Source organism: Bacteroidales bacterium (assembly GCA_013141385.1).
GTDB lineage: Bacteria > Bacteroidota > Bacteroidia > Bacteroidales > Tenuifilaceae > UBA8529.
The window spans coordinates 293,371-318,667 of record JABFRB010000014.1 but is presented as its reverse complement, the minus strand read 5'-3'; the positions used below and the strand labels follow the sequence as shown (position 1 = coordinate 318,667).

Sequence of the window (25,297 nt, the reverse complement as noted above, 5' to 3'; positions counted from 1 at the left end):
CTTTGCCGCCGTCCATCTATTGTCTGCACGATACACAAACAAAAAAAACTGCCTCCGCCGAATTCATTATACCAATAATATTCAACTATTCTGTGGTTAGTTTCTTTCTCTTATCTAACATCAGATACAGCGTTAGTTTATATAGTTCTAGCCGTAATAACATATACTAATTCGCTCTATGGGTCAACAAGCCCCCAGTACAAACAAGTCCAAGTTAGAACATAGAGCTATCAAGGTTTCATTACAAATAGCCTACTTGGTTCTTTGAATAACCTACTCCGTTTATAAATATGTAAACTGCGGTTATATTTATTCGAACTACAAGGATATAATAACGAACTGCGGGTATAAAAATAACTACTGCGTTTTTATTTATCCGAACTGTGAAATTATAATAACGAACTGCGAGTATAAATACAGCAACTGCGTTTTACATTAAGAGAACTGCGCTAATAAATTAATCAACTGCGAGTTTGAATAAACGAACTGCAAAGTTCTAATGCGCTCCTGCTCATTGCATACAGGGCTATTCACCTTCAAATCCTTCGGGTGGGGTAACAAAAACTAGACATCGAGTTGGGTGCTAAGCTATTTCATCGAAATTTACATCGATAAAGTTGACTTTTACAAGGTTCACACATCATTTTTTTGTAACTTTGGTGTATGAAAACTGGCAAAAATCTACCTCTTGACTTTGAGATTGACAAACTCACTAATTCAATAGAGAATACCTCTACAGGAGAAGTTTTTGACACTGTTGTTGTTCGACTAACATCAAAAGATTTAGGTTTTATTCATAAATCAGAATGGCAATTCGACTGGAGCAAAGAACTAAAGGATAAGACAAAAGAGGTTTACAAGCTAACAACAGTAAATAACCCAACAATTATTCAAGGGCTTTTGAGCATTGAGGACAAGGAAGATCATGTTTTCATGCACCTCATTGAAAGTTCCAAATTCAATAAGGGAAAAGACAAGGTTTATTTTGGTGTGCCGGGGAATCTTGTTGCTTTTGCATGTAAAGTCTCATTTGACAAAGGGTATGAAGGATTTTTGGTTTTCGATGCCAAAACAACTTTAATCAAGCATTATCAAGAAACACTTCATGCTACCTATTTTCGTGGACTCAGAATGTTTATTGAAACCACTGCGGCGTTAAGACTGATTTCGCAATATTTTAAACCGTAAAAATATGGGACTCATAAAAGAACCAAAAAATGTTGACTTTACTGGTCAATCCGAACCATGGACTGAGGAAGAATTAAAAGACTTCAGGAAATTGATGAGCGAACTGAAAGCTAAAACCGCCAAAAGAAAAATTCAATCGTCAAAGAAAAAAAGGAAAGTCGGAGCCTGATTGTGGTTGGAAACCTAAACTGGAAAGAAACACCGCACATAATCGAGTAAGTTGCTCTTCTCTGCATAGTATAGCGAAGAGTATCTATGTTCTAATTAAACAGAGATCTCTGACCGCACCAATCCAAAATAATAATAAGCCTTCCTTTCGCAGGGTTCATTACCCTAATAATATTCAACCACTTTGTAGTTGTTTTTTATATAATACCATACCCACCGAACTTTTGCAAGACTCTTATAGCTTCTACTCAACGTGAGAATTGTTTTTTTTGTTTTTTCAGCGTAAATTGCACAGAAGATAAAATTAGAGTATCCTTTTTGATTTGATTGATATTTATAGCAGAGAAGCTAACGCTCTTAAGTCTTTCAAATCTTAAACATAAAACCTAATGCCATGCAAAACCAGTTTGTAATCACAATAGATAGCAAGGTAACCCGCGATTTTGCCATTAACTTTCTCAAAAACGTAAGTTTTATCAAATCCATTAAGTCAAAGAGAGAGAAAGGCAAAGCAAAAGTTGATATTGAAGAGGTTACCCTAATGGCTGAAAGATCACTGTCCGAAGAATGGTTATCGGAAGAGGATAACCGCTGGGATAAAGTGCTATAGCATGTTACAGAAAGGCGATATTGTGATTATAAAGTTCCCGTTTGCTGATGCTGCGGAGTACAAGAAACGTCCAGCTTTGATTATTTCTAATCATGAAGTGAACAAAACTGGCGATTACCTGATGGTACAAATTACCTCGAAGGACAAAAAAGACGATCTTTCTTTGCCCATTAAAACCAACAATTACACCGATGATAAAGAGCTACCGCTAAAAAGTTATATACGGCTGCATAAAATATTCCTGCTGAACGAAAGCCTTGTCATAGCTAAAGCAACCTCAGTTAAACCTGATTTTCTTGAAAATATAACGGGTAAAATAATTGAACTTATTAGATAGTAAAAAACCCGAAAGAGGATGAGGGGTTTAATATAAAAGGCCCGCTCGTCTTAGATTGCTTTCAGCGAACTCGCAAAATACGCTCGGTTAGCGAAGTTTATCTAAATCATAACTAAGTAACAATAATTACCAATGAATAAAGCTAAAAAGAAACTTCTTTCAGCTGTCATAATCCTTATAATTATTGCGGGAGTATTTTACTATTTGCATTACGACTTCTATAAAATCCCACAAAGCAGAATTGGGTTAAATGAGTTCTATGCAGAAATGCCAGAAGATAGCTTCCATCATTATATAAATTTACCCATTGACCATAATCGTTTATCACAAGGCTTTTTCAGAGGTTTCTATCTGTTTAGCCCCAATTTTTTTAAAAGCAAGAATATTACATTTTTGCTTACCGATGGTCAGATGGAATTGGTTAGTACCGAAACAGATTTTCAGTTTTTCGAAAATGTTTTGTGTGGAAGTTCTTATGTGTTGATAGGCGTTAGAGGACACTCCCCAACATTATTCCCAGAGGTTTACAAAAACGGAAAAGTGGATTTTGAATTAGCCACAATATTGTTCAATTCCGACCAGCAAGTGGAAGATATTGAATTGGTAAGATTGGATTTAATTAAAAAAGGAATATTAGGGGAAGAAGATAAAATCAATGTTTTTGGGGCTTCAGGGGCAGGAGTTTTAGCACAGCAGTATATTTCAAAGTATGGCGCAAATGTAAATCGTGTGATTTTAGAATCAACAGGTGCGCCAGATTTAGCACAGCAGTGTGGGATTAAATATTCGTCAAATTTCGAAGAATTCAATCCCGTTGGAGCAACAATTCTGAACGATTTATTAAAACAAAAATCAATAGATAAACAAACAATCTGTAACATACTTTATCAAAAAGGAAGAACCGAAAAATCGCCGAGGGAAGCACAGCTTAAAATGCTCAAAGGGCTGCAAAACGGTGGGGGCTTATTAAAATACAAATTCAAACCTGTAACCAATCTTTCGGTACTCAGCTACATGATAAAATCGCCCAAGGAAATTGCAGCAAGGGTACGTTGGGTTGAATTGGTTGGCTATGATTTGCTGAATTACGACAGTCAAAAAGAAATAAATTTGCTTTATGAGTTTTCTACTAAAGCCATTTCCGATTTATTAGACTACTACAAGGAAAATAAAATATCTGCTAAAACTTTTGATATCAATAGAAGCAACTTCAAAGGAGAGGTTTTAATACTAAAAGGTACGGAAGATGTTGTTTTTTCAGATAAAATCAATCTCAAAATCCAACAATCTTACCCAAATTCAAAGCTTCTGTTTTTTAAAGACGGACACCGAATGCAAAACAACGTTGAGAAATATATTCTTATCCGAAATTCATTTTTGAACGAAGGGTTTAAGTCTGAAAAATTTATAAAATTGACAAGTGAATAGCCCGTTAGAATCGGATATGTGAAAGCCAATCATAGAATCAAATTAGCGGTTTTCAGATTGCACCAATTCAAGATATACCTTAACCGAAATTACTATTCAACCACTTTGTAACAATCACACCTCTATTTCAACGTGATTTGCCAATTATATAGTTCATTGGTTTTTTCAACAATAGTGAAATTGTTTTTTTTAAGAATTGATGATGAATCGGTATTGCTTTTCAGAGATGATGCAATAATTGATTTTACACTTGGTTGTTCTTTTGCCCATTTAATCATTCCTCCAACAGCCTCGGTCATAAAACCTCTTTTCCTGAACTGCTCGTAGGTTCCATAGCCAATTTCAATTTCGCCATCAGAGTTTGGTTCTCCCATAAAGCATAAATCGCCTACCATTATGTTCTCCTCTTTGGATATTAGCGTCCAAAGGGTAGAGAATAGGTAGTTTTTACTCGTATCTGCAACTCTTGGCATTATGCTGCGCTCAAGAGCTTCCAAGAGGTCGGGTGATATTACTCTGGTTGATTTTTGAAGGTTTAGCTCTGCCTCCAAGGAGTTATCTGGTTTTATGTATTTTAAAAGCTGCTCGTGGGTTAGTGGTTTTAGGATAAGTCGGTTTGTTTCAATCATGGTTTGGGTGATTTGTTTTAAATAATTTAGTATTGTGTTATAAACCCCAACCCCTCAAATATGTGGCTATAACAGAGTGGTGGTAGGGTTTCCCCTCCTTTTTAAGGAGGGGTAGGGGAGGTAAACATTACACCAATTTATTTCGACTCATTATGAGTTTTTGATGATGATGAAACCAATCGGTTGATTTCTTTTAGCTCATTATCGGTTAAGTATCTCCATTTGCCAACTGGTACATCAAGCTTAATATTCATAATTCTTATACGCTTCAACTTTACAACATCATAGTTTAAGTATTCGCACATTCTACGAATTTGCCTGTTCAGTCCCTGTGTTAGTATGATTTTAAATTCACACTTACCCGTTTGTTCTACATGGCACTTTCGTGTTATTGTATCTAAAATAGGTACGCCTTTACTCATTTTTTGAATAAAAACGGAAGTTATAGGTTTGTTTACTGTTACTAGGTACTCCTTTTCGTGATTGTTCCTGGCACGTAAAATTTTATTAACTATGTCGCCATTGCTTGTTAGGAAAATTAGGCCTTCACTAAACTTATCTAAGCGACCTATTGGGAAAATACGCTTTGGGTAGTTGATGAAATCAATAATATTGTTTTTTTCGGCTTTGGTATCAGTAGTACAAACTATTCCAACAGGTTTGTTAAATGCAATATAAATGGTTTTTGATTTGGGTTTTGAGATTAAATCACCATCAACTCTAATTTCGTCATCTGTGGTGATTTTAGTACCCATTTCGGGTATAACTCCGTTTATGGTAACCCGACCTTCGCTTATAAGTATATCAGCAGCCCTGCGCGAGCAGTATCCAACCTCGGTTAAGTATTTGTTTATTCTGATTGATTCCTCTTCTTTCATCTAAATGTAAAATCTTAAGGATTCACTTTTTTGCTTTATCAATTCGGAGTGTTGATTAATCGTCCTTGTGTAACTTTTCACCACGGAGACACTCAGATCACAGAGTTTTCTTTCAATTGTTGTTTCACCTGTCACAGAAAAATAGCCTTGAAACAACTTGGCAAATTGTTTAATGGCATGCAAAACCAATATATTTTTTTGAATAATCATCTCTGTGTTTCTCTATGTTCTCTATGTCTCCGTGGTTTTTGTGCTGAATAGTTACATCCTTGTTAATGCAAATGGAATTGAGATTGAATAGTATCTGTAACAGTTTATTGTTTCTTTTTCTTTGAAGATTTGGCTTTTTTATTGAAGTCAAGAGCAAGGTTTATCCAGTAATCTAAATCTTTTGGGGTTCTCATTCCAACATCATCAATCAGCACATAACCCTTCATTGGCCTTTTGGTAAAATCCATGGTTCGGCAACCTAATTTCTCAACGGCTGTTTCGTGCAAATCAGGGTCAATACGGCACATTAATTCGTCTTTGACAATGCCTACACACATTTTATCGTTATACATAAATACTAAACCACCCATCATCTCTTTCTCTTCAATATTTTGAAGATTAACTAGTTGTTCACGAACTCGGTTTGCTAATTTTTCGTCGTATGCCATTGTGTGAATATTTAATTAACGATGAATTGAATTCATAGATTTTTTGTTAAAACCAATAATAATCTCATTGAACATTCACCAACCATTTTGGTTCGTCCGAAATGGGATCGCCCTTATAGTAAACTCTTTCAAGGTATAAGCCTGATGGTGGAGCTGTAAACTGTGCTGGGATTTCGGATTTCCCCCGAAAGAACGATTGAATATCTTCACCAGTCATTCTACCACGTCCAACTTCTACGATAACTCCAACAATCCGCCGAACCATTCGCCAAAGGAAGTGAGATCCAACTATATGGATTAGGATTGCATCGTCTATTTCAAAAATTCTTATGGAAGTTAAATCCACCATTGTTGATTCACCCTCCTTGTCTTTTACCCCAAACGATTTAAAATCTTTCATTCCAATGAAAAGGGGTGTGACATCTGCCATTGCTTTAACGTCAAGTTTATCTTTAATCCACCACACAAAATCCTTTCCGAATGCGGTTCTACGTGTAGATATATGGTATACATAACTTCGGGCAACGGCATCGTGACGGGCATGAAAATTTGGACTGGTTTTTTCAACATGCAAAATATTGATAGCTGCAGGTAGTGCGTCGTTAAGTTTAATTTTAATGATATGCGGAGGCATCACCGTTTTAATATCAAGGTGAGCAACCTGAAATAAAGCATGAACACCAGTGTCTGTGCGTCCAGATCCATACAATTCGAAGTCATTGGCACTAAAAACATCCTTGCAGGCATCCATTATTTTGCCCATAACGGTAGGCAAGTCCTTTTGGAATTGCCATCCTTTGAACTTGGAGCCATCGTATTCGAGTGTCAACTTAAACCTGGACATACTTTTTTTTGTAAAGATAGCTGATATAGGGGGATAAAAGGTAGAAACAAAATCCCAAATAATGGTATTACAAAAGGTAAAAAGAAAGCGAGGTTATTTTTCACTTGTTATTAGAAAACAATTAATTAGTATTTTTTTAAACGAACATAATTGAATTGGAATTGTTTCTATTTAGAATCAATAAAAATAGCAATATGAAGACAATTACGAATTTCAGCATCACATGTCTAATATTGATTAGTTTAAACTCCTTTTCAGCAATTCATGTGATTAACCAATCTGGGATGGAATTCACACCAGCCAATCCAACAGTCAATGTAGGTGATGTTATCCATTGGGTATGGACTGATGGTTCTCATACAACCTCATCTAGAACTATACCTGTAGGTGCAACGGCATGGGACTCACCGCTAAATTCTACACATACTTCGTTTGATTATACTGTTACAGTTGCAGGTAGCTACTCATATGCTTGTACTATCCATGAATCGATGGGAATGGTGGGTAGTTTTACTGCGGTAAATGGATCAACAGGTATTAATGAAATTCCATTATCGCAAGGTTTTTTAATCTATCCAAATCCAGCCTCAAATTTTATAAAAATATCAACTGAGTTGAATGGGGATATTTTACTTTCTGATGTAATCGGTAGGAATATAAAAAAGCTCAAATTGAGTGAGTTACCAATTGATAAAAGTTCTTACCAATTAGATTTATCTGGAATAGAGGATGGAATCTACATAGTATCAATAATACCAACGGACTCAAAGAAGCGTGTTAGTCTAAAGTTTATTAAAAAGGAGTAAGACCTCTCAATTACTCATTGAGAGGTTTTACCTGGATTTTTTAAAAAAGGGTTATTCCTTTTGAAGTGCATTCATCAATTGTATCTTTTGACCATACAGAAGTTTGAACTTCTCCAATATGAGCCTTCCTAAGCAATAGCATACATAGTCTTGATTGACCTATTCCTCCTCCTATACTATCGGGAAATACTCCTTTAATTAACTGTTGATGGAACCATAAATCTTTTCTTTGGCTACAATCTAGCATCTCAAGTTGTGTAATCATTGCACTGGAGTTAACCCTAATTCCCATCGATGATAGTTCATAAGCATCTTGAAGAACAGGGTTCCAAACCATAATATCACCGTTTAATCCTCTTTTACCATCTTCTCTTAGAGTTGACCAATCATCATAATCAGGAGCCCGACCATCATGAGGTTTTCCATCAACCAAAGGGTATCCAATACCTTCAATAAATACAGCACCATATTTTTTGCAAATTTCTTTTTCTCTTTGCTTTGTAGTAAGTGTAGGGTAGAGTAAAGTTAAATCCTCTGAGTGGAAAAACATTATATTTTCGGGTAGAATAGAATCAATTCCATAAAACTCTTCTGAGATCATATATTCTGTTTTTCTTATTTCCTGATATATTTTCCTAACGGTATCCCTTAGAAACTCCGGATTACGTTGTTCTGGCAGTAATCGCTTCTCCCAATCCCATTGATCAACATAGATTGAGTGAGTTGCATCGGTTATTTCATCGGGACGAAGAGCATTCATATCGGTATAGATGCCAGTTCCTTCCTCAATATTAAGAGTATGAAGGGTTAGCCGTTTCCATTTTGCGAGTGATTGAACAATTTCGATCTGTTGTCCATTCAATGATTTTGCTGAGAACGAAACTGGTTTTTCAATCCCATTTAAATCATCGTTAATGCCAAGTCCTGCTTGAACTATAACTGGTGCTGTAACCCTTCTTAGTCGTAAGGATGCTGAAAGGTTTTTTGAGAAAAAATCCTTGATTAGTTCAATGGCTTTCTCCGTTTGACGCTGACTCAACTTGCTTTTGTACGTCATTTCTGTAATTTCCATTTTTAAAAGATAATTTAGTTAGTATTATATAAAAAAACCCTTCGCGAAAATCGGGAAGGGTTGGGTAAAAGAGTTTACAAACCATTCCCGATGGGTGGTGGACGGTTATTGTTATTATTATTCGAGTTTTGGCTCATTATTAAATATGGTATAAAACAAAAAACCTCCCCAGTTTTGGGAAGGTTTTATTTGAGTTTTATGGTTTTACCTATCAAACAATACCTTCCCAGTACTTCCAATTATTATTGGTAGTATTATTATTAGAAAGATTATTGTTGGTTTGGTACATCATTTCTGCTTCAATTGTGGTGCAATGTAGTTAATGGTTATTAAAAAACAAAAAAAGTTAAGATATTGATTCGGGTTTAAGGTGAAACCTTTTTTAATAAACTCTTATAGCGTTTGGTTTAAAAAAGGATGCCTGAACCTCAGGCATCTTTCTCTAACTTGATTTAAGTTTATCGTTTTGATACTTTAATCACCTTAATTGTATTATCTGAAATAACAGCTCTTATTAAATAGATACCAATAGGTAAATTCGATAAATCAATTGTTGTTGTTTTTAATATTAAATCTGAGGTAAATAGAATTTTACCTGTTAGATCTAATACTTGGATGTTTTTTATAATATTTCTGCTTTCAACATTAATTAAAGAGTTAGTTGGGTTTGGATAAGTTTTTACGCTATTATCAACAATATCAACACTGCTAATAATTGTGAACGTTGCCGTTGCCGTAATATTGGTGTTCATAGTTATTTGAGTAGAAGCATTACTTATCATAATGCCGTTAATCTCCCATTTATCAAATTTCCAACCTTGGTCAGGAGTTGCCGTAAGAGTAACCGATTCGCCTGCATTATATGTCGATTCACCATCAACAGGGGAAACAGTGCCATTCCCAACGTGCGAAACAGTGAGTTTGTAAGTTGTTACTGGAATTAATGAGAACGTTGCTGCCGCAGTTGTATTTGCGTTAATGGTAATTTGAGTTGACGCAGAGTTTACCGTATTTCCATTGATCTCCCACTTATCGAACTGCCAACCTTGGTCAGGAGTTGCTGTAAGGGTAACCGATTCGCCCTCATTATGAGTTGACTCACCATCAACAGGAGAAATAGTTCCATTCCCAATGTGAGAAACCGTAAGTTTATAGGTTGTTGCTGGAATTAATGAGAATGTTGCCGTTGCAGTGGTATTAGCATTGATGGTAATTTGAGTAGACGCAGAGTTTACTGTATTCCCATTAATCTCCCACTTATCGAACTGCCAACCGTTATCGGGAGTTGCTGTAAGGGTAACTGATTCACCTGCATTGTGGGTTGATTCACCATCTACAGGAGAAACAGTACCATTCCCAATGTGAGAAACCGTAAGTTTATAGGTTGTTGCTGGAATTAATGAGAATGTTGCCGTTGCCGTGGTATTAGCATTAATGGTAATTTGTGTAGAGGCCGAGTTCACCGTATTTCCGTTAATTTCCCACTTATCGAATTGCCAACCTTGGTCTGGTGTAGCGGTAAGGGTAACTGATTCACCCGCATTGTGGGTTGATTCACCATCAACTGGAGAAACAGTGCCATTCCCAACATGAGAAACTGTGAGTTTGTAGGTTATTACTGGAATTAATGAGAATGTTGCCGTTGCTGTAGTTATGGCATTAATGGTGATTTGTGTAGATGCCGTGTTTATTATATTTCCGTTAATCTCCCACTTATCGAACTGCCAACCTTGGTCAGGTGTAGCGGTAAGGGTAACTGATTCACCAGCATTGTGGGTTGATTCACCATCAACTGGAGAAACAGTTCCATTCCCAACATGAGAAACGGTGAGTTTGTAGGTTGGAATTGCCGAGAATGTTGCTGTTGCGGTAGTATTGGCATTAATGGTAATTTGAGTAGAAGCCGAGTTTACAGTATTTCCATTAATCTCCCACTTATCAAATTGCCAACCTTGGTCAGGGGTAGCAGTAAGGGTAACTGATTCACCCGCATTGTGGGTCGATTCTCCATCAACAGGAGAAACAGTACCATTCCCAACGTGCGAAACGGTAAGTTTATAGGTTGGAATTGCCGAGAATGTTGCGGTTGCCGTAGTATTAGCATTAATGGTAATTTGAGTAGAAGCCAAGTTTACCGTATTTCCATTAATCTCCCACTTATCGAATTGCCAACCTTGGTCAGGAGTAGCAGTAAGGGTAACTGAAGTGCCAGTATCGTAGCTATGATCACCAACGGTGGGGGTAACAGTTCCATTCCCTATTTTTGCAACTGTAAGTGTATACTGTACTGGGGGTACGATTATTTTACCATTAACAACAATATCGTCAATTCGGCTAGTTCCGCCAGATGCAACGCTACCTGAACCTACCTGAAGATTGCTTCTCATAACCCAGCGTAATGAAACTGATGGTTGGTTTGCAGCATCAGTAGGTAAAGCAAGATTTGTTAAAACACCAGAAACAAAAGCATCATTAGCAAGTGTAATGTTGCTTGAAGGAACATCAATCCAAGTTGCTCCTGATGTTTTGTACTGAATTTTAAACTCTTTAGGGCCAGTATTTGAACTTTTTTGTTTCGATGATAATGTAATGTTATTAAAGCCCATTGTACTAAATTCTGTTTGCCATGCCTTAGAAGCGTTTCCATTGTCCCAGCCAGAATTAGTTATTGTATAAGTGCCAGTACCACCACTTCCAGTGGTGTATGAAATTGTTCCTGTGGAGTTTGTTGTAATTGTTTTTGAAGAGTTGGCAGAAATTCCATCATCTGCTGTATCATCACTGTCCTCAAAGTTCCAACCAACTATAACAACTGGAGCATTTGGATCTACAACGGTTATATAATCTGTTTTTGTTTCGATTACGCTTCCATTAATGGTTAACGTTACAGTTTTCTTTCCTGCTGTTGAATAGGAAACTGTATGGGGACCCGCTGTTGTTGCCGTTGCAGGTGTTGCTCCGCTACCAAAATCCCAAGCCCAAGAAGTTACTATACCACTCGATAAGTCAGTAAATGTTGTTGTGGCATCAATAATAACAGTTGTTGGTTCCGCTTTGAAATCAGCGATAGTATCAGCAGCAGTTGTTTCAGCAATACTTATATCATCTAAACACCAGTACCAGCCATAAGTTCCTGTATAATTCCACTTAAACTTAACCGATGATTGGTTGGCAATACTAGTTAATATTTTTTTATAGTTGGATGGATTTGAAATTGTGGTTGTCCACTGGTCAATTTGGGTCCAATTTGCACCATTATCAATGCTATAAGAAAAAGTTGCAGTTTCGCCTGCTTCAACTTTAAAGTAATGTTTAAATGTTATGGTTGCTGAACTTATGCTTGTCATATCTATGGCAGGGCTTACCAAATCAGCATTTTGAGTATTGCCTGAACCAAATCCATCGGAGTTTAAATAGATATAAGTACCAGCTAACCCATTGGTAATGTTACCAACCTGCCATATCTGTCCATTTCCTTGATTATCAGTAATTGACCAACATCCAGATAATGTTCCTGTATTGAAATCCTCAAAAAGAGGGAGAGAGACAATTCCTGTACATGCCGTTTTTTCTTGAGTAATTGTTCCTAATGAGTATGTTGAAGAGGTTAGTTTAGTCCAAGCCTTGTAGAAGTAAGTTGTATTACTATTCAATCCAGTATGAGAAAAAACAGAAGCGTCTCCAGAAAAAAGAACGGTGCCACCACCGGTAATGGATTGTCCTGCTGTATATTCTGTTCCATCAATGAGAGAACCAAAGGTCGATGTTGAGGAGTAAGCAATAACAACATCTCTATTTTCTGATTTGGACCAAGTGAGATCAATTTGTGAACTACTTATAGGAGTTGCAGTAAACCCTGTTGGATTTCCAGTATTTCCACCATCAAAATCAAAGGTTATTACTCCTGTACCTGTGTTTTCTGTGATATTTGTAATAGGCTTGTTTGTTGCTTCGCCCAACCATGATTTCATGGAAGGAGTGGTTGCATCGGTAAATGAGTTCTTGCTAGTTGTTCCAGGAAAAGGACATCCTCCGGTATTGATGCTTCCGTAAGAAGTTGCAGTCGAACCTGGGTTTGTGGTTGCCGATGCGCAAACTGGATACATCAATTGAGGTGTTTTTGCATTGATATCGTTATTGCTATAGTGAGCATCAATATCCTTATTTATATGGAAAATTAATAGACCATGCCCAGGGGTTGAGGTATCAAAGGCTGTTTGTTGACGGTTTTCTATCAGATAATACTCATTTGCAGTTGCCGTATTTATACGGTAGAAAGCATTTTCATCTGTTTTAGACGATGGTATTGTAATTGTTGTTCCATTTATTAGTGTTGTTGCTGTTCCCCATCCATAAACCATTACTTTTGTATAAGCATTATGGTGAGCGGGGGTTACGCCATTGTTATTCCATGAACCAGCAGCCATTAGATCCCAATAGCCAGTACCTTCGTACTGTCCCCCTGTATCGTAATCTGTATCGTAGTAATCAGGCGAACCAAGCACATGTCCAAATTCATGACAAATTACACCAATGGCGGTCATTGTGGAACCGGATGTTCCTTCTAGTTCAGCAGAGCACGAATAGCTGGTGATTACTTTACCGTCAAGTGTTGTTGCTGGTATTTCCCAAGCGTGAGCCCAAATTGTATTTGCTGGAGCACCTGCTTCCTCGCCGTAACCAGCATATATAACATAAACCCCATCAACATTACCATCGTTGTCGTTGTCAAAATCGGCAAAATTTACATCGGGGTCAGCTAGAGTAACTGCTTCTGTTACCAATACGTCTGGTTTAACGTCATAACCATTTGCATCGTTAGCACCATAGTAAGACATGTTTTGACTGGCTGTATAAGATCCCGCAACTGTAACGGTTAGGTTAAACTTGTTATATGAGTTTTCTAGATAGTAATCCTTAACACTACCAGTTGCACCATTGACCGTATAATTTACTTGGTTAAATAGATTGTCAAAATCAGCTTGCGTTTTAGAGAATGGCTTGTCCTTAAACCCCATTAGTATGCAAATGAGTTTACGATTTCCTGTTGTTGGAAATGCTTTTCTTGCCTCGCTTCTCTTTATATTACTAATACTTCGAAGCATTCGAAGTTGTTCTTTTGAATAGGAAATTCCTTTTGTTATTTTAGATAAAAACAATTTGTCCACAGCTGTCCTGTTTTCAATGTTTTTAGCCACAACTCCAGATGGGACTAAATCACCTTGTCTATTGTTAGTAGCATATTCAAAATAACCAGTTGAGTTTGATAGAAGCGTATACCCATCGGAAGTAACTGCCCACTTTGTACGCTCATCACCCTTTAACATGATGGTAATTGTTGTTCCATCAGGTTGAGTAAATTTAATTGCTTTTGGGTAAGCAGGACTTGAAATTATTGATTGGATGGCACCAAAAATCAACAGAAAGATCGATAAATATTTTTTTATCATAACTTTGGTTATTTAAATAAAGTGCGTCAATATAATAACTAATAGTTGCATCTTATTTTGTGTGAATATTTTTCTTTAAAAGGCAGGTTAATATGTTATTTTATTCTAATATTTTATATTCAATTGTTATTATAAAGTAAATTATTTAGATAATATAGAAAAATAAAAATACCCTCAAGGAATTTTCTGAGGGTGTTCTTATTTAATATGCCTTCTCAATATCTACTTAGTCTTTATTCACTCTTATTTCATAGGTAACCTTCATAGCTTTTTTATAAACTGCGTTTACTCCGCAGTAATGCTCTTCTGAAAGGCTAACGGCCTTCTCTAATTTATCCAATGGTAAATCTTTACCCGTAAACTCATAGATTAGCTTTATTTCAGCATAATGTTTGGGGTGCTCTTCAGTTTGTTGTGCTTCCACCCAGACCCTAAACTTTGTAACTTCCACCCTCATCTTATTTAGGATTGATACAACATCCATTCCAGTGCAACCTGCAAGTGCTGCAAGCATCAGTGGTTTTGGACGTGGGCCTTGGTTGGTTCCACCTACATTTTCGGCTGCATCCATTATTAGTTTATGACCATTTAATTCAGTCTCAAACATCATTCCGTTTTGCCAATCGGCATGTATTGTAACTTTTTCCATAGTAGTTTTTTTATCTAACAGTAAAAATAATCAAAAGTTTAATCAATCAGCCAATAAGTAATAAAGTTAAAACCAAAAGGAAATAACTCTTTTTGTATAACAAAGTTTTACGTTATTTAAAGCAAAGCCTTTTTAAATCAAAAAGTCAAATGTTTTTTTGATTAAGATAACTCCTTAGTACATTTCTATGTTTGAGTTCTTTAAATAGAACTATTACTTAGTTCTTTCTTTATACCAAAGAATTGTTCTTGTCAAAGCAACACCTAATGACATCCCAAAAGCTAGAATCATCCAGAATCCAGCATCAGATGGATTAATTGCAATTCTAGAAGAAAAAACAACCAAAATACTTAGAGTGATTATTAGTAGGTAAAATAATAACTCCAATTTAGTTTTTGTTTTTCATATTGCATTTAATTTTAGGTTTAGTTATTAAAACAATTATAAAAATAAAATCCTGAAAAAACTAATTTTCAGGATTTTGTAAAATATTTTATAAAAGTCTACTTAAAGGCTTTTTCAGGTAATCCGTCGCCCTCGATATTTAGACGTTTGAAGTATTCAGGAACTGGTTTGCCAGTTAAAGCATCAACATACATTTTAGCTAATTCCATGCCGAGCATGAATCCTTGACCACGTAATCCAAGAAATAATCCGTGCTTTGGATCAATATACATTCTAGGTTCAACGTAGTAACCAGCCCAAACTGCTTGGAATCCAACAGAACTTAATTCTGGGATCCAATTAGCAAAAACTTCGGAAGCAATCTCTAGAAATTCTTCAGAGTTAAATTTAAGATTTTTATCAGACTCTTGAGGATCTGTTCCAGGTGAAGCACATCCAATAATCTGACCCGTTTCAGCAAGTTGTTGTCCGTAAACTGCAACAAATCCCTTGTACCTTCTCCTGTCAATAAGCATTCCTAGTGGATCACCGTTAACACCCATCCATGGTAGTCTGCGAGTAATAAATGCCTGATGTTTAACAGGGTATATTCCTAATTCATGGCCAAGCATACGAGCAACATTACCTCCTGTTGGGCCAAGTGCATTTACAAACTCATCGGCATGATACTCGATATATTTCTTGTCATGATCACGAACCAATACTATGTATTTGTTACCATCCTTATGAACGCTGATTAACTCACAATCTTCCTTAACAACACCGCCTTTACTTATTCCAATATTGCGAAGTAAATCAACAGTTTTACCTGGAGTTGCTTGCCAGCAATCCTTGGTGATGAGTGCTGCTTGATAGGTTTTAAGATTAGAATTAAAGTACGGGGAGATCTCTTTTTGGTATTCTTTAGGATTAATCATACGAGCATTACTCCATGCCATTGATGCTTCCAAGGCTTTATAGGTTGCATCGTCATGTGCAAAACTGACATAATTAATTGGCCGATAATCTATTGAACTTAACTTGTGAATCTCTTTAAAAATTTCATGACTTTTGGAGGCAATCTCTGCTATCTCGGGTAACGAGAATGCTGTTCGTCCTCCGGCAATATTACGCCACGATGCTCCACGACCGTAGTTTAAAAGAACAGGAGCCATTCCTGCTTCTGCCATATATTTGAAGAGGGCACTACCTCCAATACCTCCGCCAGCGATTAGACTTTTTACCTTGATTACTTCTGCCTTTTTGCCATTAATTCCAGTGATATAGGTGGGATGTACATCTTTTGGGTAGAGTTCTCCCATATTCACTTGATTACTCAATGGTCCACGAGGAGTAGCATCACCAACAATCTGAATTCCTTTAGGGATTAACGCTGTTTTCAGACGCTTTATACAGCGTTTTCCACGGCATGCGCCCATTCCAAGACGGGTTGTGTGCTTAATTTCATCAGCTGAAATAAACTTGCGATTACCAATGGTTTCAAGAATTTCATCCATACTTACGTCATCACAATGGCAAACGTAGGTTTTCTCTACAGGTTTGTAGGTTGTTTTAGTTAACCTAACTGGACCTGGATAGTTTGTTTTAACAACGAAACCACGAACGTTAATCAGTTCATCACCATGAATGGTCAGTGATTTGACACGTGCAATATTGGTTTTATTGGGTTTGCGAAGGATTTTTTCAATTACGCCTTCACCAATTTTTTTACCATTATTATCAACAAGGAATACATCAGATCCTTCAGTTGCAGCGTACTCTATTGGTAAGAACAACCAGTCCTTAGCATAGTGATATCCAAAGATTGCAAGTCCTGGGCATTGGTAAACGCAATCCATACAGCCAATACATTTCTCAAAATCGATCTGAGGAACAGTACTTGTAGATGTTTTTGTGATTGCACCATGTGGACATGCAAATTCACAAGGGTTACATGCGAAACCAAAAAGACAATCAATCTGAACGAATGGTTTTTTTGTTTTACGTTCGTCAGTAGGTTTATATGGTTGCTCAATTACTCTAGTTGGATGTTGTTGGCTATCAATATACTCCTTGCTTATGGATAAATATGTGTCGTAATTGTAGCGTGCGCCCATTTCATGAAGGATTTCGTAGGCAACTTGCTTGCCACGCACTACAGCACTTGTTCCTTCTCCGATACGAATTGCATCGCCAGCTCCGTAACAGTTACGTCCAAATATCTCGTTACCCTTAATTAATAGTTGATCATCGGGAACTAAACCTGTACAGATATTAATTGCATCGATATCCTCAACTATTTGCTCAGTACCAGGGATTGCTTTAAAATCTTTGCAATCTGCAATTATAGCACCAACAACTCCCGTGTGGGTTTCGTTTGGAAGTGCTTTTACTAGTATTTTGCTAAGCATAACAGGAATTCCCAAACGACGAACTCTATTGGCTTGAACAGGAAAACCTCCCTCGTTAGGCATTGCCTCAATAATAGCTTTTACATTAGCACCAGCTTGCATTAGCTGGTAGCTGGTTAGATAACCTATATTTCCTGCTCCAACTGTTAATACATTTTTACCAAGAAGTGTGAATTCTTGATTCATCATTTTTTGAACAACAGCAGCGGTGTAAACACCAGGTAAATCATCGTTTTCGAATGTTGGCATGAAAGGAACTGCACCTGTGGCAATTACAAGATGATCTGCTTCAATAAAATATATTTCATCAGTCTTAATATTCTTAATTGCAATACGCTTTCCTTCGAGAATATCCCAAACGGTACTATCAAGGAAAATTCCTTCGTGATTATCGCCAGCTAAGGTTTTTGCGATATCAAATCCACGCATACCACCAAATTTTTTCTCCTTTTCGAAAAAGAAGAATTGGTGTGTTTGCATATTGAATTGTCCACCTATAGTTGAATTGTTGTCAACTACAATATTCTCTATGCCATGTTGAAGCAAAATCTCGCGGGCAGCTAGGCCAGCAGGACCAGCACCGATAATTGCTACAGATGTTTTATAGATTTTGGTTGAATGCTTTTTGTCAGGAGCCTTTACACTTGGTGTGTATTCCTTTGGGATTTCTCTAACCTCTTTAACCCCATCAACTGTGGTTATGCAAATACGCTTAATTTGACCATCAACTAACATTTCGCAGGCACCGCATTTACCTATACCGCATTCAAGGCTTCGTTCACGATTTTCGATACTATGACTGTGAACTGGAAACCCTGCTTGGTGCAAAGCTGCTGCGATAGTAAATCCTTTTTCTCCTTTAATTTCTTTCCCCTCGAATTTGAAAGAAATTGTATCTCTTTTAGGTACATCGAGAATCGGATGAATCTCAATTTTATGCATTTTTATAAGTATTTATAATATCTTGATTAAACAAAAATTGGCTTTCAAAAGTATTACTGTAATGGCTTTAAGCCAATGATTATTGTCAGTTATTTGTATGACAAATTGGTGTTTGAAATCATCATTTTTGATGATTAAAAAAACTTAGGCTTCAATAAAAAAGAGAGAGGTTACTCTGAATAAAGTAACCTCTCTCCTTTTTATTGAATAAGTTTTAAATGCATCATTTTTCAACAACAACCTTAAAGACGGCAAAGCCCTTACTGTTACTTACTTTTATGAAATAGATGCCAGGGGAGTAATTATTAATGTTAATTTTTTCTTTGAAATATGATGTATTATCTGTTTTTAAATTTTTAACGATTTGACCTTGGGGATTAATAAAATCAATAGAAAATGTTTCCGTTTTGTCGGTTTCAATTGTGATATTTAATTCATCGTTTACTGGATTTGGAAATAATGTGATTTTAGCATTTGTTCCAGGGATTGTTTCAACTCCAACAGGCCAGTGAATTACCACTGAGTCTTTAGCAGTACAGCTTGTTGTAATGCCAGTAACTGTTAATTTGTATTTCCCATAAGTTGATACTGATATCGATGGGTTTGTACTTCCAGTGCTCCATAGATATGTAACCCCGCTTATCCCTGATGTTAGGACGTAAGGTAATAGAGTTCTAATAGTATCACTTCCAAGGTTAAGATTAGGCTTTGAATTTATGGTAACAGGAAAACTGGCAGTTTGTCCACTATTTCCAGAAACAATTGTTTTAAGATACATTGTTACTGCACCTTGGTTAATTAAAGCTTTCTGGTTAAAAGTATAGTTGATACTCTGGTTATTAGCAAAACTCGAAGTGAAATTCATTGTTTCAACAACGGGTGTTTCAGTACCAACCTGATAACTGACATTAATATTATCCCCACTGTTGAATGTTTTTGATCCCATATTGGTGAGTCTTGCTATAACTGTTTGACCCAAGGCATTAAAGCAACTTGTAGTTGGTGCTATTAGTTGCGAGATTCTAACATCAGCTACTTCTTGCCAAATAATATCTACTTCATCGTACCCTTGACAACCATTAGCATCAATAACAGTTACAGTGTATTTATTTGTGGCGTTTGCTGTAAAAGTTTGGTTGTGTGAACCGTCTTGCCATGTGTATAAAGTATATCCAGAGCCCGCATCAAGAATTGTTGGGGTTGAAATTGTTCTATCTATCCCTAGATTTGGAGCAGGATTTCCATACACGGCGATATTATTAGAGACGGAATTATTGGTTGATACCACATCACTTGCCATTTGTGCAGAGATTTCAATTAAATAGTTGCCCACTGTGGAAAGATTAGGCTTGTAGGTAAAAGAGTAATCTTTAGTTCCTCCAATGGCTAAATTGCTTGTGAGAGTATAGTTTTCAGTTGCAGCCGTGACCGAATTTATTTTTAAAATGAGTTGAATTACTGTACCATTTGGAATTTCATTCATTCCCGTGTTCTCAAGTTTAATGGTAATGGTTTCTGTTGCAGAAAGTGCGCAAGCATTTTGAGGCGCAATAATTGAATTTACTTTAAGATCATGTTTGAATTTAACATAAACAGTATCACGCCCAGTACAACCGTAACTATTAGTTAGTTCAACCCAATAATTGCCAGCCGTTGTTACAGGAATCGATTGTGTTATTGCACCAGTATTCCATAGGTATGATGTGAATCCAGCCAATGCAATAATTGTGGTATCAGAACCTGTAACTCTAATAGTATCAATGCCAAAATTAAAACTTACAGGGGGCTTTTTCTCAACAATTGTTCTAAGTGTATCGTTTGTCGAATTCATGTCACCAGCCATTTTTACCCAAACAGAATCAATATAAGATTTATAGTCAGGAAATGCCATTGTATTGGTTAAATCAAAGGAACGAGATTGTCCTGCATTTAGATTACTTGTGAGCGTAAAATTTTCCTTTTTGATAACACCTTCATGTGCAAATCCAATTTCAAGTTGTTTCCCGTTTGGAATAATTTCAGTTCCAGTATTTTTAACTGTGGCTTTAACAGTCTCAATTTCACCAATACTACAACCAGTTATCGGCTTATTTACTGTTTCAAGTGCAATATCGTCTACAACAAAAGTAAGTACAACATCATCTGTTGAAGAACAACCATAAAAATCAGTAACAGTAACTGAATAAGTTCCTGTTTGGCTTGCAACATAAATTGAATCGCTACCTACTGAAGTGGTATTTAGTTTCCAATCATATATGTTGAAATTTCTACCAGTTCTGAGGGTATCGCTCCAAGCATGAACTGCTCTATCCGAGCCAAGATTAATTATTGGAAATCCTGTGGCATATACTCTTTTACTAAGTGAATTGTTGTTGGTATTTGCATCAATACTTGTTGAAACTGATATTTGAGTGTTTGAGGTTGATTTTCCTGTTAAGTCTAAAACAGGAGCAAGGGTTAAATCGAACTGTTCGTCAGGTTCAAGATTTGTTGCTAGTGTTTTAGTTTCACTAGTGTAATTAACTCCATCAACATTAATACCTATTGTATAGGATGTACCTGCGGGGTAAGCGAAATTACCTTTATTTGCGATTGTAATAACAATTGGAATTCCGCTACCGAGTAGGCATTGATTAGTCGGCGATTTAATAGCATCAACAACCATGTCTTCGGCAATTATTGTCAGCGAAGCAGTATCCGAACAACCAATTTGATTAAGTCCATCAAAAGCCACAACCTGAAGTGATTTGTTTAAAGGAGGGCCGGTTATTACAAATAGTGAATCGGTACTAAAATTATCCCATAAGTATGATTCTACATCACTGCTATAAACTGGTGAAAAAACGTATGGTTCGGAGGCTCCAAATACCTTATATAAGGGAGAAGGATTAAAGGATACTGTTGGGTTTGTAAGTTTCACAACCGATTTTTCGAATACATCATTAGCGGGATTTGGATCATCAACAATATCAGCAGTAACACGAACAAAACCCTCTCCGAGTGGTAATTTAACGTAATTGTCAAATGTTAGTAATTTATTGCTATTGGATTCAAGGATTGCATCAAGAGTGAAGTTTTGAGAAATGCTCTCGCTTGGAGTAATATAACAAAGTTGAATGATGCTACCAGAAGCAAAATCATCTTTACCTGAATTTTTGATTCTTACAGCAACCTTTGGAACAGGATTTCCGCAAAAAGCATTGAAAGGACTTTCAATATCCAAAACGCTTAAATCTTTAGCATTTATGAAAACACTATCCTTATTAGTACCACATGAGTTAAAGGCTGTTACGGTAGCAACATACCATGCCGAATTCAAACTGGGAACATTGAATGTTTGTGTTGTTACAGAACTGTTTTTCCATGCATAGGACTGAAATCCAGCACCAGCATCAAGTACAATAGAAGTTGCATTTAGACTAACAATTGTATCTTGAGGGAAATTTATTTTTGGTGTACCCCAAACCTGAGTGGAAAGTTTTAGGGTATCGTTACTTTTGTTAAAATCTTCATTGATTTTTGAGTAGATTCTGATATCGTATGTTTTGGGAGTTGATATATTTATACTATTGGTAAATGTGTAAACAGATGAGTTCCCAGAGGCAATATCTGTGCTTGGTGTAAATGTTTCTGAAACTATTACCGTTCCATCAATCATAATAGATAAAGGAATATTTTTCATTGAGAAACTTGGTCCAACACCGCTTGGACCGTTATTCTTTATTGTGATTTGTGGCGTTACGGGTATTGGATAGGTACATGCATTATCCAATCCATTAGCAGAAATAATTTCAATATCATTTGTCGATTCAATTACATCAATTGCATCTGAAGCGTTACAGCCATTCTCATTGGTTACAGTAACAGAATATGTTCCATAGCTCGTTACTGTAATTTTTCTTGTTGTCTCCGTAGTTGACCATAAATAGTTATTATATGGAACTATGCCATTAAGACCTGCATCAAGTTCTACGCTAATAGCGGCAGGGAATGGGTTTGGAACAGCAACATCGGCACCTAGAGTATAACCGGGAATTCCTAAAACATTTAGGGTTGTCTTTAAGGTGTCGTTCGACTTATCTAATTCCTGAACAAAGTTTGTGTTTAATCTTAATGAATGCGAACCTTTTGTAATTATATTATAGGTGCCTGTTGAAGTAAAAGTAGTAGAGCCATTTTGGTTTACAATTGAACCAATCGCCAGAGTATCTTTAACAATATTTTCGCTTCTGAGTTTGATTTCCATTGGAACTTTTAAGCCGACTTTAAGTGGACGATACCCAAAGTTTTTAACACTGGCTACCAGACTGACAGGATTAATGCCTCCACCAATCAAACAACCTGATACTGGGCTAGATAAACTTTCAAATCCAACATTATAAGGGAGTTCATATATCTTTATATTATCAATTGCAACCCCCTCAAAGGAATTTATATTATCTGATGCAAATTTGAATCTAAATTTTACGTTACTTACTCCAATAATATTAGTTGGAAGTAAGGTTTTAGCTGTTATATAATTGGTTGCAGTAGTGCCTGTCCAACCATCTGATGAAAGTGCAGAAACTACGGATCCAGTACACCAGTTTAGAGTGTGGTTTGAATTTTCAGGAACAGGATTCCATGATGTACCGCCATCAATTGAGTATTCAAGACTAAATCCATCTACACCATTCTCGGCATCCACCCAATAATCAAAGGAAAATACCGGATACTCAGATGAAGTGAAATTGAAACAAGGACTTTCTAGATATGAAACCTCTGAGTTTGCATGACTTCCTTTTAGATTGGTAACCCATCCCTTTGTGCCATCCGATGCCGTCTTGATTTTAGTAGCGTTAGGTATACCCCATGCCCATGTGCTATTTGTACCCGAAGGATTCCAGTATCCATTTGATGTTTCGAATGAATTTAAGTAAGAATAGTTTACAGTTGGGAACACATATAAAGTAGTGCTGAAAAGATCATTGCTAGCATCTTCATCACCAGTGAGAAATGTTTTGAATTTAAGTTGCCTTAGACCTAGTTGCGAAAGATTTGCCTTTGCTGTAAAAGTATAGGTATATTCAGCTTCGCTTAATATCGTTTGGTTTATCGTTTCCTTAGTATAGGTTACGCCATTGTCAAGTGAAAAACCCACATCAAAAGGCTCGCTTAGAGTTGCACCTCCAAAATTTTTAATTTTTACTATAACGGTTTCAGCACTGGTCATTCCACAATGTGTAACAGGTGATGTAATTCCACTAACCCCTAAATCTTTAGCAATAAAATCTCCTGTAACGGCAAGGTTGTCAATATTCCATCCACCGTAAAGGCCTGTCAAGTCAGTAGAATCTATAGAGAAGCGAATTTTTACATCCTGTTTACGAGTAGCTAGGGAGCTAATATTATAACTTAAACTCTTCCAGTTCTGCTCTTGTATTGTAGTGTTGCTTTCCCATAGATTAGTCCAAGTTGTACCTCCATCAACGCTACACTGAATAGATGTTTTATCAAAATACTCAAAATTTAACCAACGCTTAAAACGCACATTTAAACCTTGGTAGAACTTTGCATTAAATGTAGGAGAAGTAGCGGTCTGTGGGCTAGAGGGTCTTATACCTGCTGGGTAGTTTCCAGAAAGATTTGTCGCTAACACATTTAACCCAGAAAATGAAAAATCGGTGTCAAATGTTCCTGCTCCAGTAGGAACTCCCATTTGCCAGCATGAACCTGGGCTAAACTGCCAACCAACTGATGATTCAAATCCATCAAAAAAGACCGATTCTTCTATTGTTGAAACGCCATTATGCGCTATTGTTCCTTCAGGAAAAAGTATATCTCCAATATTTATACTATTCTGCAGAAGATTAAAATCAGCAAGATTGTTATGAGTTGCGGTAGGTTTTACTGATATACATACCCAAATATAATTTTCCCCAGTTTGAAGATTGTAATTTATATTAGAAAAAATAATAGTATTGCCTGTATTTGAAATTGTTGGATTAAGTTTTATTTTAGTTGAAAAAATTGTATCCCTTGTGTAAAAAAGTTCCGAATTATTGATATTCAGATTGTTAATATCGGTGCCAGTGTAATTAATGGAAACGGATTTTAATGGTTGGTTTCCAGTATTTCCAGATATATCTATACTAATTATTCCAAGAGGATTTGTGTTTGAGTTGGAAGGAATAAAATAATTGTTCTGAATTAAGGATAGTGATTCTACTTGCCTTGGTAAATTACCCTTTTCCTCTAGTAAAATATCGTCAACACAAACTCCCCAACTAACATTTTGCGAAGATCCCTCCAACGCAATTTGACAAGTTTGAGTTTTTGCTAAATCAGGAAGAATTATTTCGCGTTCAACCCAACCTGAAGTGGGATTAACGTAACTTTCCAATTGTACCCAGGGTGATACTGGGGATAATCTGTAGAATACCTTAAGCCTATCATTTATACTGGCTCTTAATTCTTGAGCATGCCAGAATGTAAGTACCGGTTTTACCGAGAACCGCAAATCAACCGCAGGTAAAACCAACTTTGATGTTGCAACTCCAAAAGTTTTAAACATTGCATTATAACTTCCACCATGGGCATTGGAGGGATGATGATAGCTTGTGCCGCTGTCATATCCACCATTCTGAAAATACCAAAAATCAGAATTTGAATCAGGTACCCAGTTGGCCGGTGGTGTGTGAAGGGAGCTCGTACCTTCAAAACCTTCAGATATAAAAATCTGAGCATGTAAATTGGTTATGCATAAAAATGTGATTAACAAACCACTTAATATACTATTAGTAACTTTCATAATTAGAATGTTAACTTAATTATTATTGATGATACGTATTATGACACCAAAT

16 protein-coding genes are annotated in these 25,297 nt (G+C 36.5%); 6 read left to right on the top strand and 10 right to left on the bottom strand.

What is annotated here, in order from left to right; translation table 11 throughout:
• Positions 1 to 663 precede the first annotated feature (663 nt).
• From HOO91_07950 to HOO91_07930, 5 genes are all read left to right on the top strand, one after another.
• Positions 664 to 1,188, top strand: a complete 525-nt coding sequence (locus HOO91_07950; protein NOU17475.1) for a hypothetical protein — start codon at positions 664 to 666, stop codon at positions 1,186 to 1,188.
• Positions 1,189 to 1,192: 4 nt separating this feature from the next.
• Positions 1,193 to 1,357 carry a hypothetical protein gene (locus tag HOO91_07945; protein ID NOU17474.1) on the top strand — a complete coding sequence of 55 codons (165 nt, stop codon included), beginning with the start codon at positions 1,193 to 1,195 and terminating at the stop codon, positions 1,355 to 1,357.
• A gap of 393 nt (positions 1,358 to 1,750) precedes the next feature.
• Entirely contained in the window at positions 1,751 to 1,966 is a 216-nt protein-coding gene (locus HOO91_07940; GenBank protein ID NOU17473.1) for a hypothetical protein, read from the top strand.
• A 1-nt stretch (position 1,967) separates the two neighbouring features.
• Positions 1,968 to 2,303 carry a type II toxin-antitoxin system PemK/MazF family toxin gene (locus HOO91_07935; GenBank protein NOU17472.1) on the top strand — a complete coding sequence of 112 codons (336 nt, stop codon included), beginning with the start codon at positions 1,968 to 1,970 and terminating at the stop codon, positions 2,301 to 2,303.
• Between the two features lie 132 nt (positions 2,304 to 2,435).
• Complete coding sequence (locus HOO91_07930) at positions 2,436 to 3,731, top strand: hypothetical protein (protein ID NOU17471.1); 1,296 nt, start codon at positions 2,436 to 2,438, stop codon at positions 3,729 to 3,731.
• 122 nt (positions 3,732 to 3,853) lie between these two features.
• Here the strand turns inward: HOO91_07930 and HOO91_07925 are convergent, their stop codons facing one another.
• The 4 genes from HOO91_07925 to truA all read right to left on the bottom strand — a co-directional run bounded on the left by HOO91_07925 (position 3,854) and on the right by truA (position 6,741).
• The gene (locus HOO91_07925) at positions 3,854 to 4,360 is read right to left on the bottom strand and encodes a GNAT family N-acetyltransferase (GenBank protein NOU17470.1); all 507 of its coding nucleotides are present in this window, start codon (positions 4,358 to 4,360) and stop codon (positions 3,854 to 3,856) included.
• A 137-nt stretch (positions 4,361 to 4,497) separates the two neighbouring features.
• The gene (rluF, locus tag HOO91_07920; GenBank protein NOU17469.1) at positions 4,498 to 5,238 is read right to left on the bottom strand and encodes a 23S rRNA pseudouridine(2604) synthase RluF; all 741 of its coding nucleotides are present in this window, start codon (positions 5,236 to 5,238) and stop codon (positions 4,498 to 4,500) included.
• A gap of 314 nt (positions 5,239 to 5,552) precedes the next feature.
• Positions 5,553 to 5,897, bottom strand: coding sequence for a TfoX/Sxy family protein (locus HOO91_07915; GenBank protein ID NOU17468.1), 345 nt, complete (start codon positions 5,895 to 5,897; stop codon positions 5,553 to 5,555).
• Positions 5,898 to 5,961: 64 nt separating this feature from the next.
• Positions 5,962 to 6,741, bottom strand: coding sequence for a tRNA pseudouridine(38-40) synthase TruA (truA, locus tag HOO91_07910; GenBank protein NOU17467.1), 780 nt, complete (start codon positions 6,739 to 6,741; stop codon positions 5,962 to 5,964).
• A gap of 194 nt (positions 6,742 to 6,935) precedes the next feature.
• Between truA and HOO91_07905 the strand changes: the two genes are divergently transcribed.
• A complete protein-coding gene (locus HOO91_07905; protein ID NOU17466.1) occupies positions 6,936 to 7,547 on the top strand; it encodes a T9SS type A sorting domain-containing protein in 612 nt (203 codons plus the stop codon).
• Between the two features lie 40 nt (positions 7,548 to 7,587).
• On the opposite strand, the gene HOO91_07900 is transcribed toward HOO91_07905, so the two are convergent.
• The 6 genes from HOO91_07900 to HOO91_07875 all read right to left on the bottom strand — a co-directional run bounded on the left by HOO91_07900 (position 7,588) and on the right by HOO91_07875 (position 25,245).
• On the bottom strand, positions 7,588 to 8,619 hold the full coding sequence (locus HOO91_07900; GenBank protein ID NOU17465.1) for an aspartate--ammonia ligase: 1,032 nt from the start codon (positions 8,617 to 8,619) through the stop codon (positions 7,588 to 7,590).
• Positions 8,620 to 9,077: 458 nt separating this feature from the next.
• Positions 9,078 to 14,069 (bottom strand): M6 family metalloprotease domain-containing protein, encoded by a 4,992-nt coding sequence (locus HOO91_07895; protein ID NOU17464.1) that lies wholly within the window; start codon positions 14,067 to 14,069, stop codon positions 9,078 to 9,080.
• 226 nt (positions 14,070 to 14,295) lie between these two features.
• Positions 14,296 to 14,718: an OsmC family protein gene (locus tag HOO91_07890; protein NOU17463.1), complete on the bottom strand. Its 423-nt coding sequence runs from the start codon at positions 14,716 to 14,718 to the stop codon at positions 14,296 to 14,298.
• Positions 14,719 to 14,931: 213 nt separating this feature from the next.
• Positions 14,932 to 15,105, bottom strand: a complete 174-nt coding sequence (locus HOO91_07885) for a hypothetical protein (protein NOU17462.1) — start codon at positions 15,103 to 15,105, stop codon at positions 14,932 to 14,934.
• 116 nt (positions 15,106 to 15,221) lie between these two features.
• The gene (locus HOO91_07880; protein ID NOU17461.1) at positions 15,222 to 18,455 is read right to left on the bottom strand and encodes an FAD-dependent oxidoreductase; all 3,234 of its coding nucleotides are present in this window, start codon (positions 18,453 to 18,455) and stop codon (positions 15,222 to 15,224) included.
• Between the two features lie 223 nt (positions 18,456 to 18,678).
• Positions 18,679 to 25,245: a T9SS type A sorting domain-containing protein gene (locus tag HOO91_07875; GenBank protein NOU17460.1), complete on the bottom strand. Its 6,567-nt coding sequence runs from the start codon at positions 25,243 to 25,245 to the stop codon at positions 18,679 to 18,681.
• Positions 25,246 to 25,297 lie beyond the last annotated feature (52 nt).

What these genes read in the sequence shown, in the direction of transcription:
- HOO91_07905 (NOU17466.1), top strand. Translation starts at nt 6,936, where the DNA reads ATGAAGACAATTACGAATTTCAGCATCACATGTCTAATATTGATTAGT.
- HOO91_07890 (NOU17463.1), bottom strand. Translation starts at nt 14,718, where the DNA reads ATGGAAAAAGTTACAATACATGCCGATTGGCAAAACGGAATGATGTTT.
- HOO91_07880 (NOU17461.1), bottom strand. Translation starts at nt 18,455, where the DNA reads ATGCATAAAATTGAGATTCATCCGATTCTCGATGTACCTAAAAGAGAT.
- HOO91_07950 (NOU17475.1), top strand. Translation starts at nt 664, where the DNA reads ATGAAAACTGGCAAAAATCTACCTCTTGACTTTGAGATTGACAAACTC.
- HOO91_07940 (NOU17473.1), top strand. Translation starts at nt 1,751, where the DNA reads ATGCAAAACCAGTTTGTAATCACAATAGATAGCAAGGTAACCCGCGAT.
- HOO91_07895 (NOU17464.1), bottom strand. Translation starts at nt 14,069, where the DNA reads ATGATAAAAAAATATTTATCGATCTTTCTGTTGATTTTTGGTGCCATC.
- truA (NOU17467.1), bottom strand. Translation starts at nt 6,741, where the DNA reads ATGTCCAGGTTTAAGTTGACACTCGAATACGATGGCTCCAAGTTCAAA.
- HOO91_07875 (NOU17460.1), bottom strand. Translation starts at nt 25,245, where the DNA reads ATGAAAGTTACTAATAGTATATTAAGTGGTTTGTTAATCACATTTTTA.
- rluF (NOU17469.1), bottom strand. Translation starts at nt 5,238, where the DNA reads ATGAAAGAAGAGGAATCAATCAGAATAAACAAATACTTAACCGAGGTT.
- HOO91_07930 (NOU17471.1), top strand. Translation starts at nt 2,436, where the DNA reads ATGAATAAAGCTAAAAAGAAACTTCTTTCAGCTGTCATAATCCTTATA.
- HOO91_07915 (NOU17468.1), bottom strand. Translation starts at nt 5,897, where the DNA reads ATGGCATACGACGAAAAATTAGCAAACCGAGTTCGTGAACAACTAGTT.
- HOO91_07900 (NOU17465.1), bottom strand. Translation starts at nt 8,619, where the DNA reads ATGGAAATTACAGAAATGACGTACAAAAGCAAGTTGAGTCAGCGTCAA.
- HOO91_07935 (NOU17472.1), top strand. Translation starts at nt 1,968, where the DNA reads ATGTTACAGAAAGGCGATATTGTGATTATAAAGTTCCCGTTTGCTGAT.
- HOO91_07925 (NOU17470.1), bottom strand. Translation starts at nt 4,360, where the DNA reads ATGATTGAAACAAACCGACTTATCCTAAAACCACTAACCCACGAGCAG.
- HOO91_07945 (NOU17474.1), top strand. Translation starts at nt 1,193, where the DNA reads ATGGGACTCATAAAAGAACCAAAAAATGTTGACTTTACTGGTCAATCC.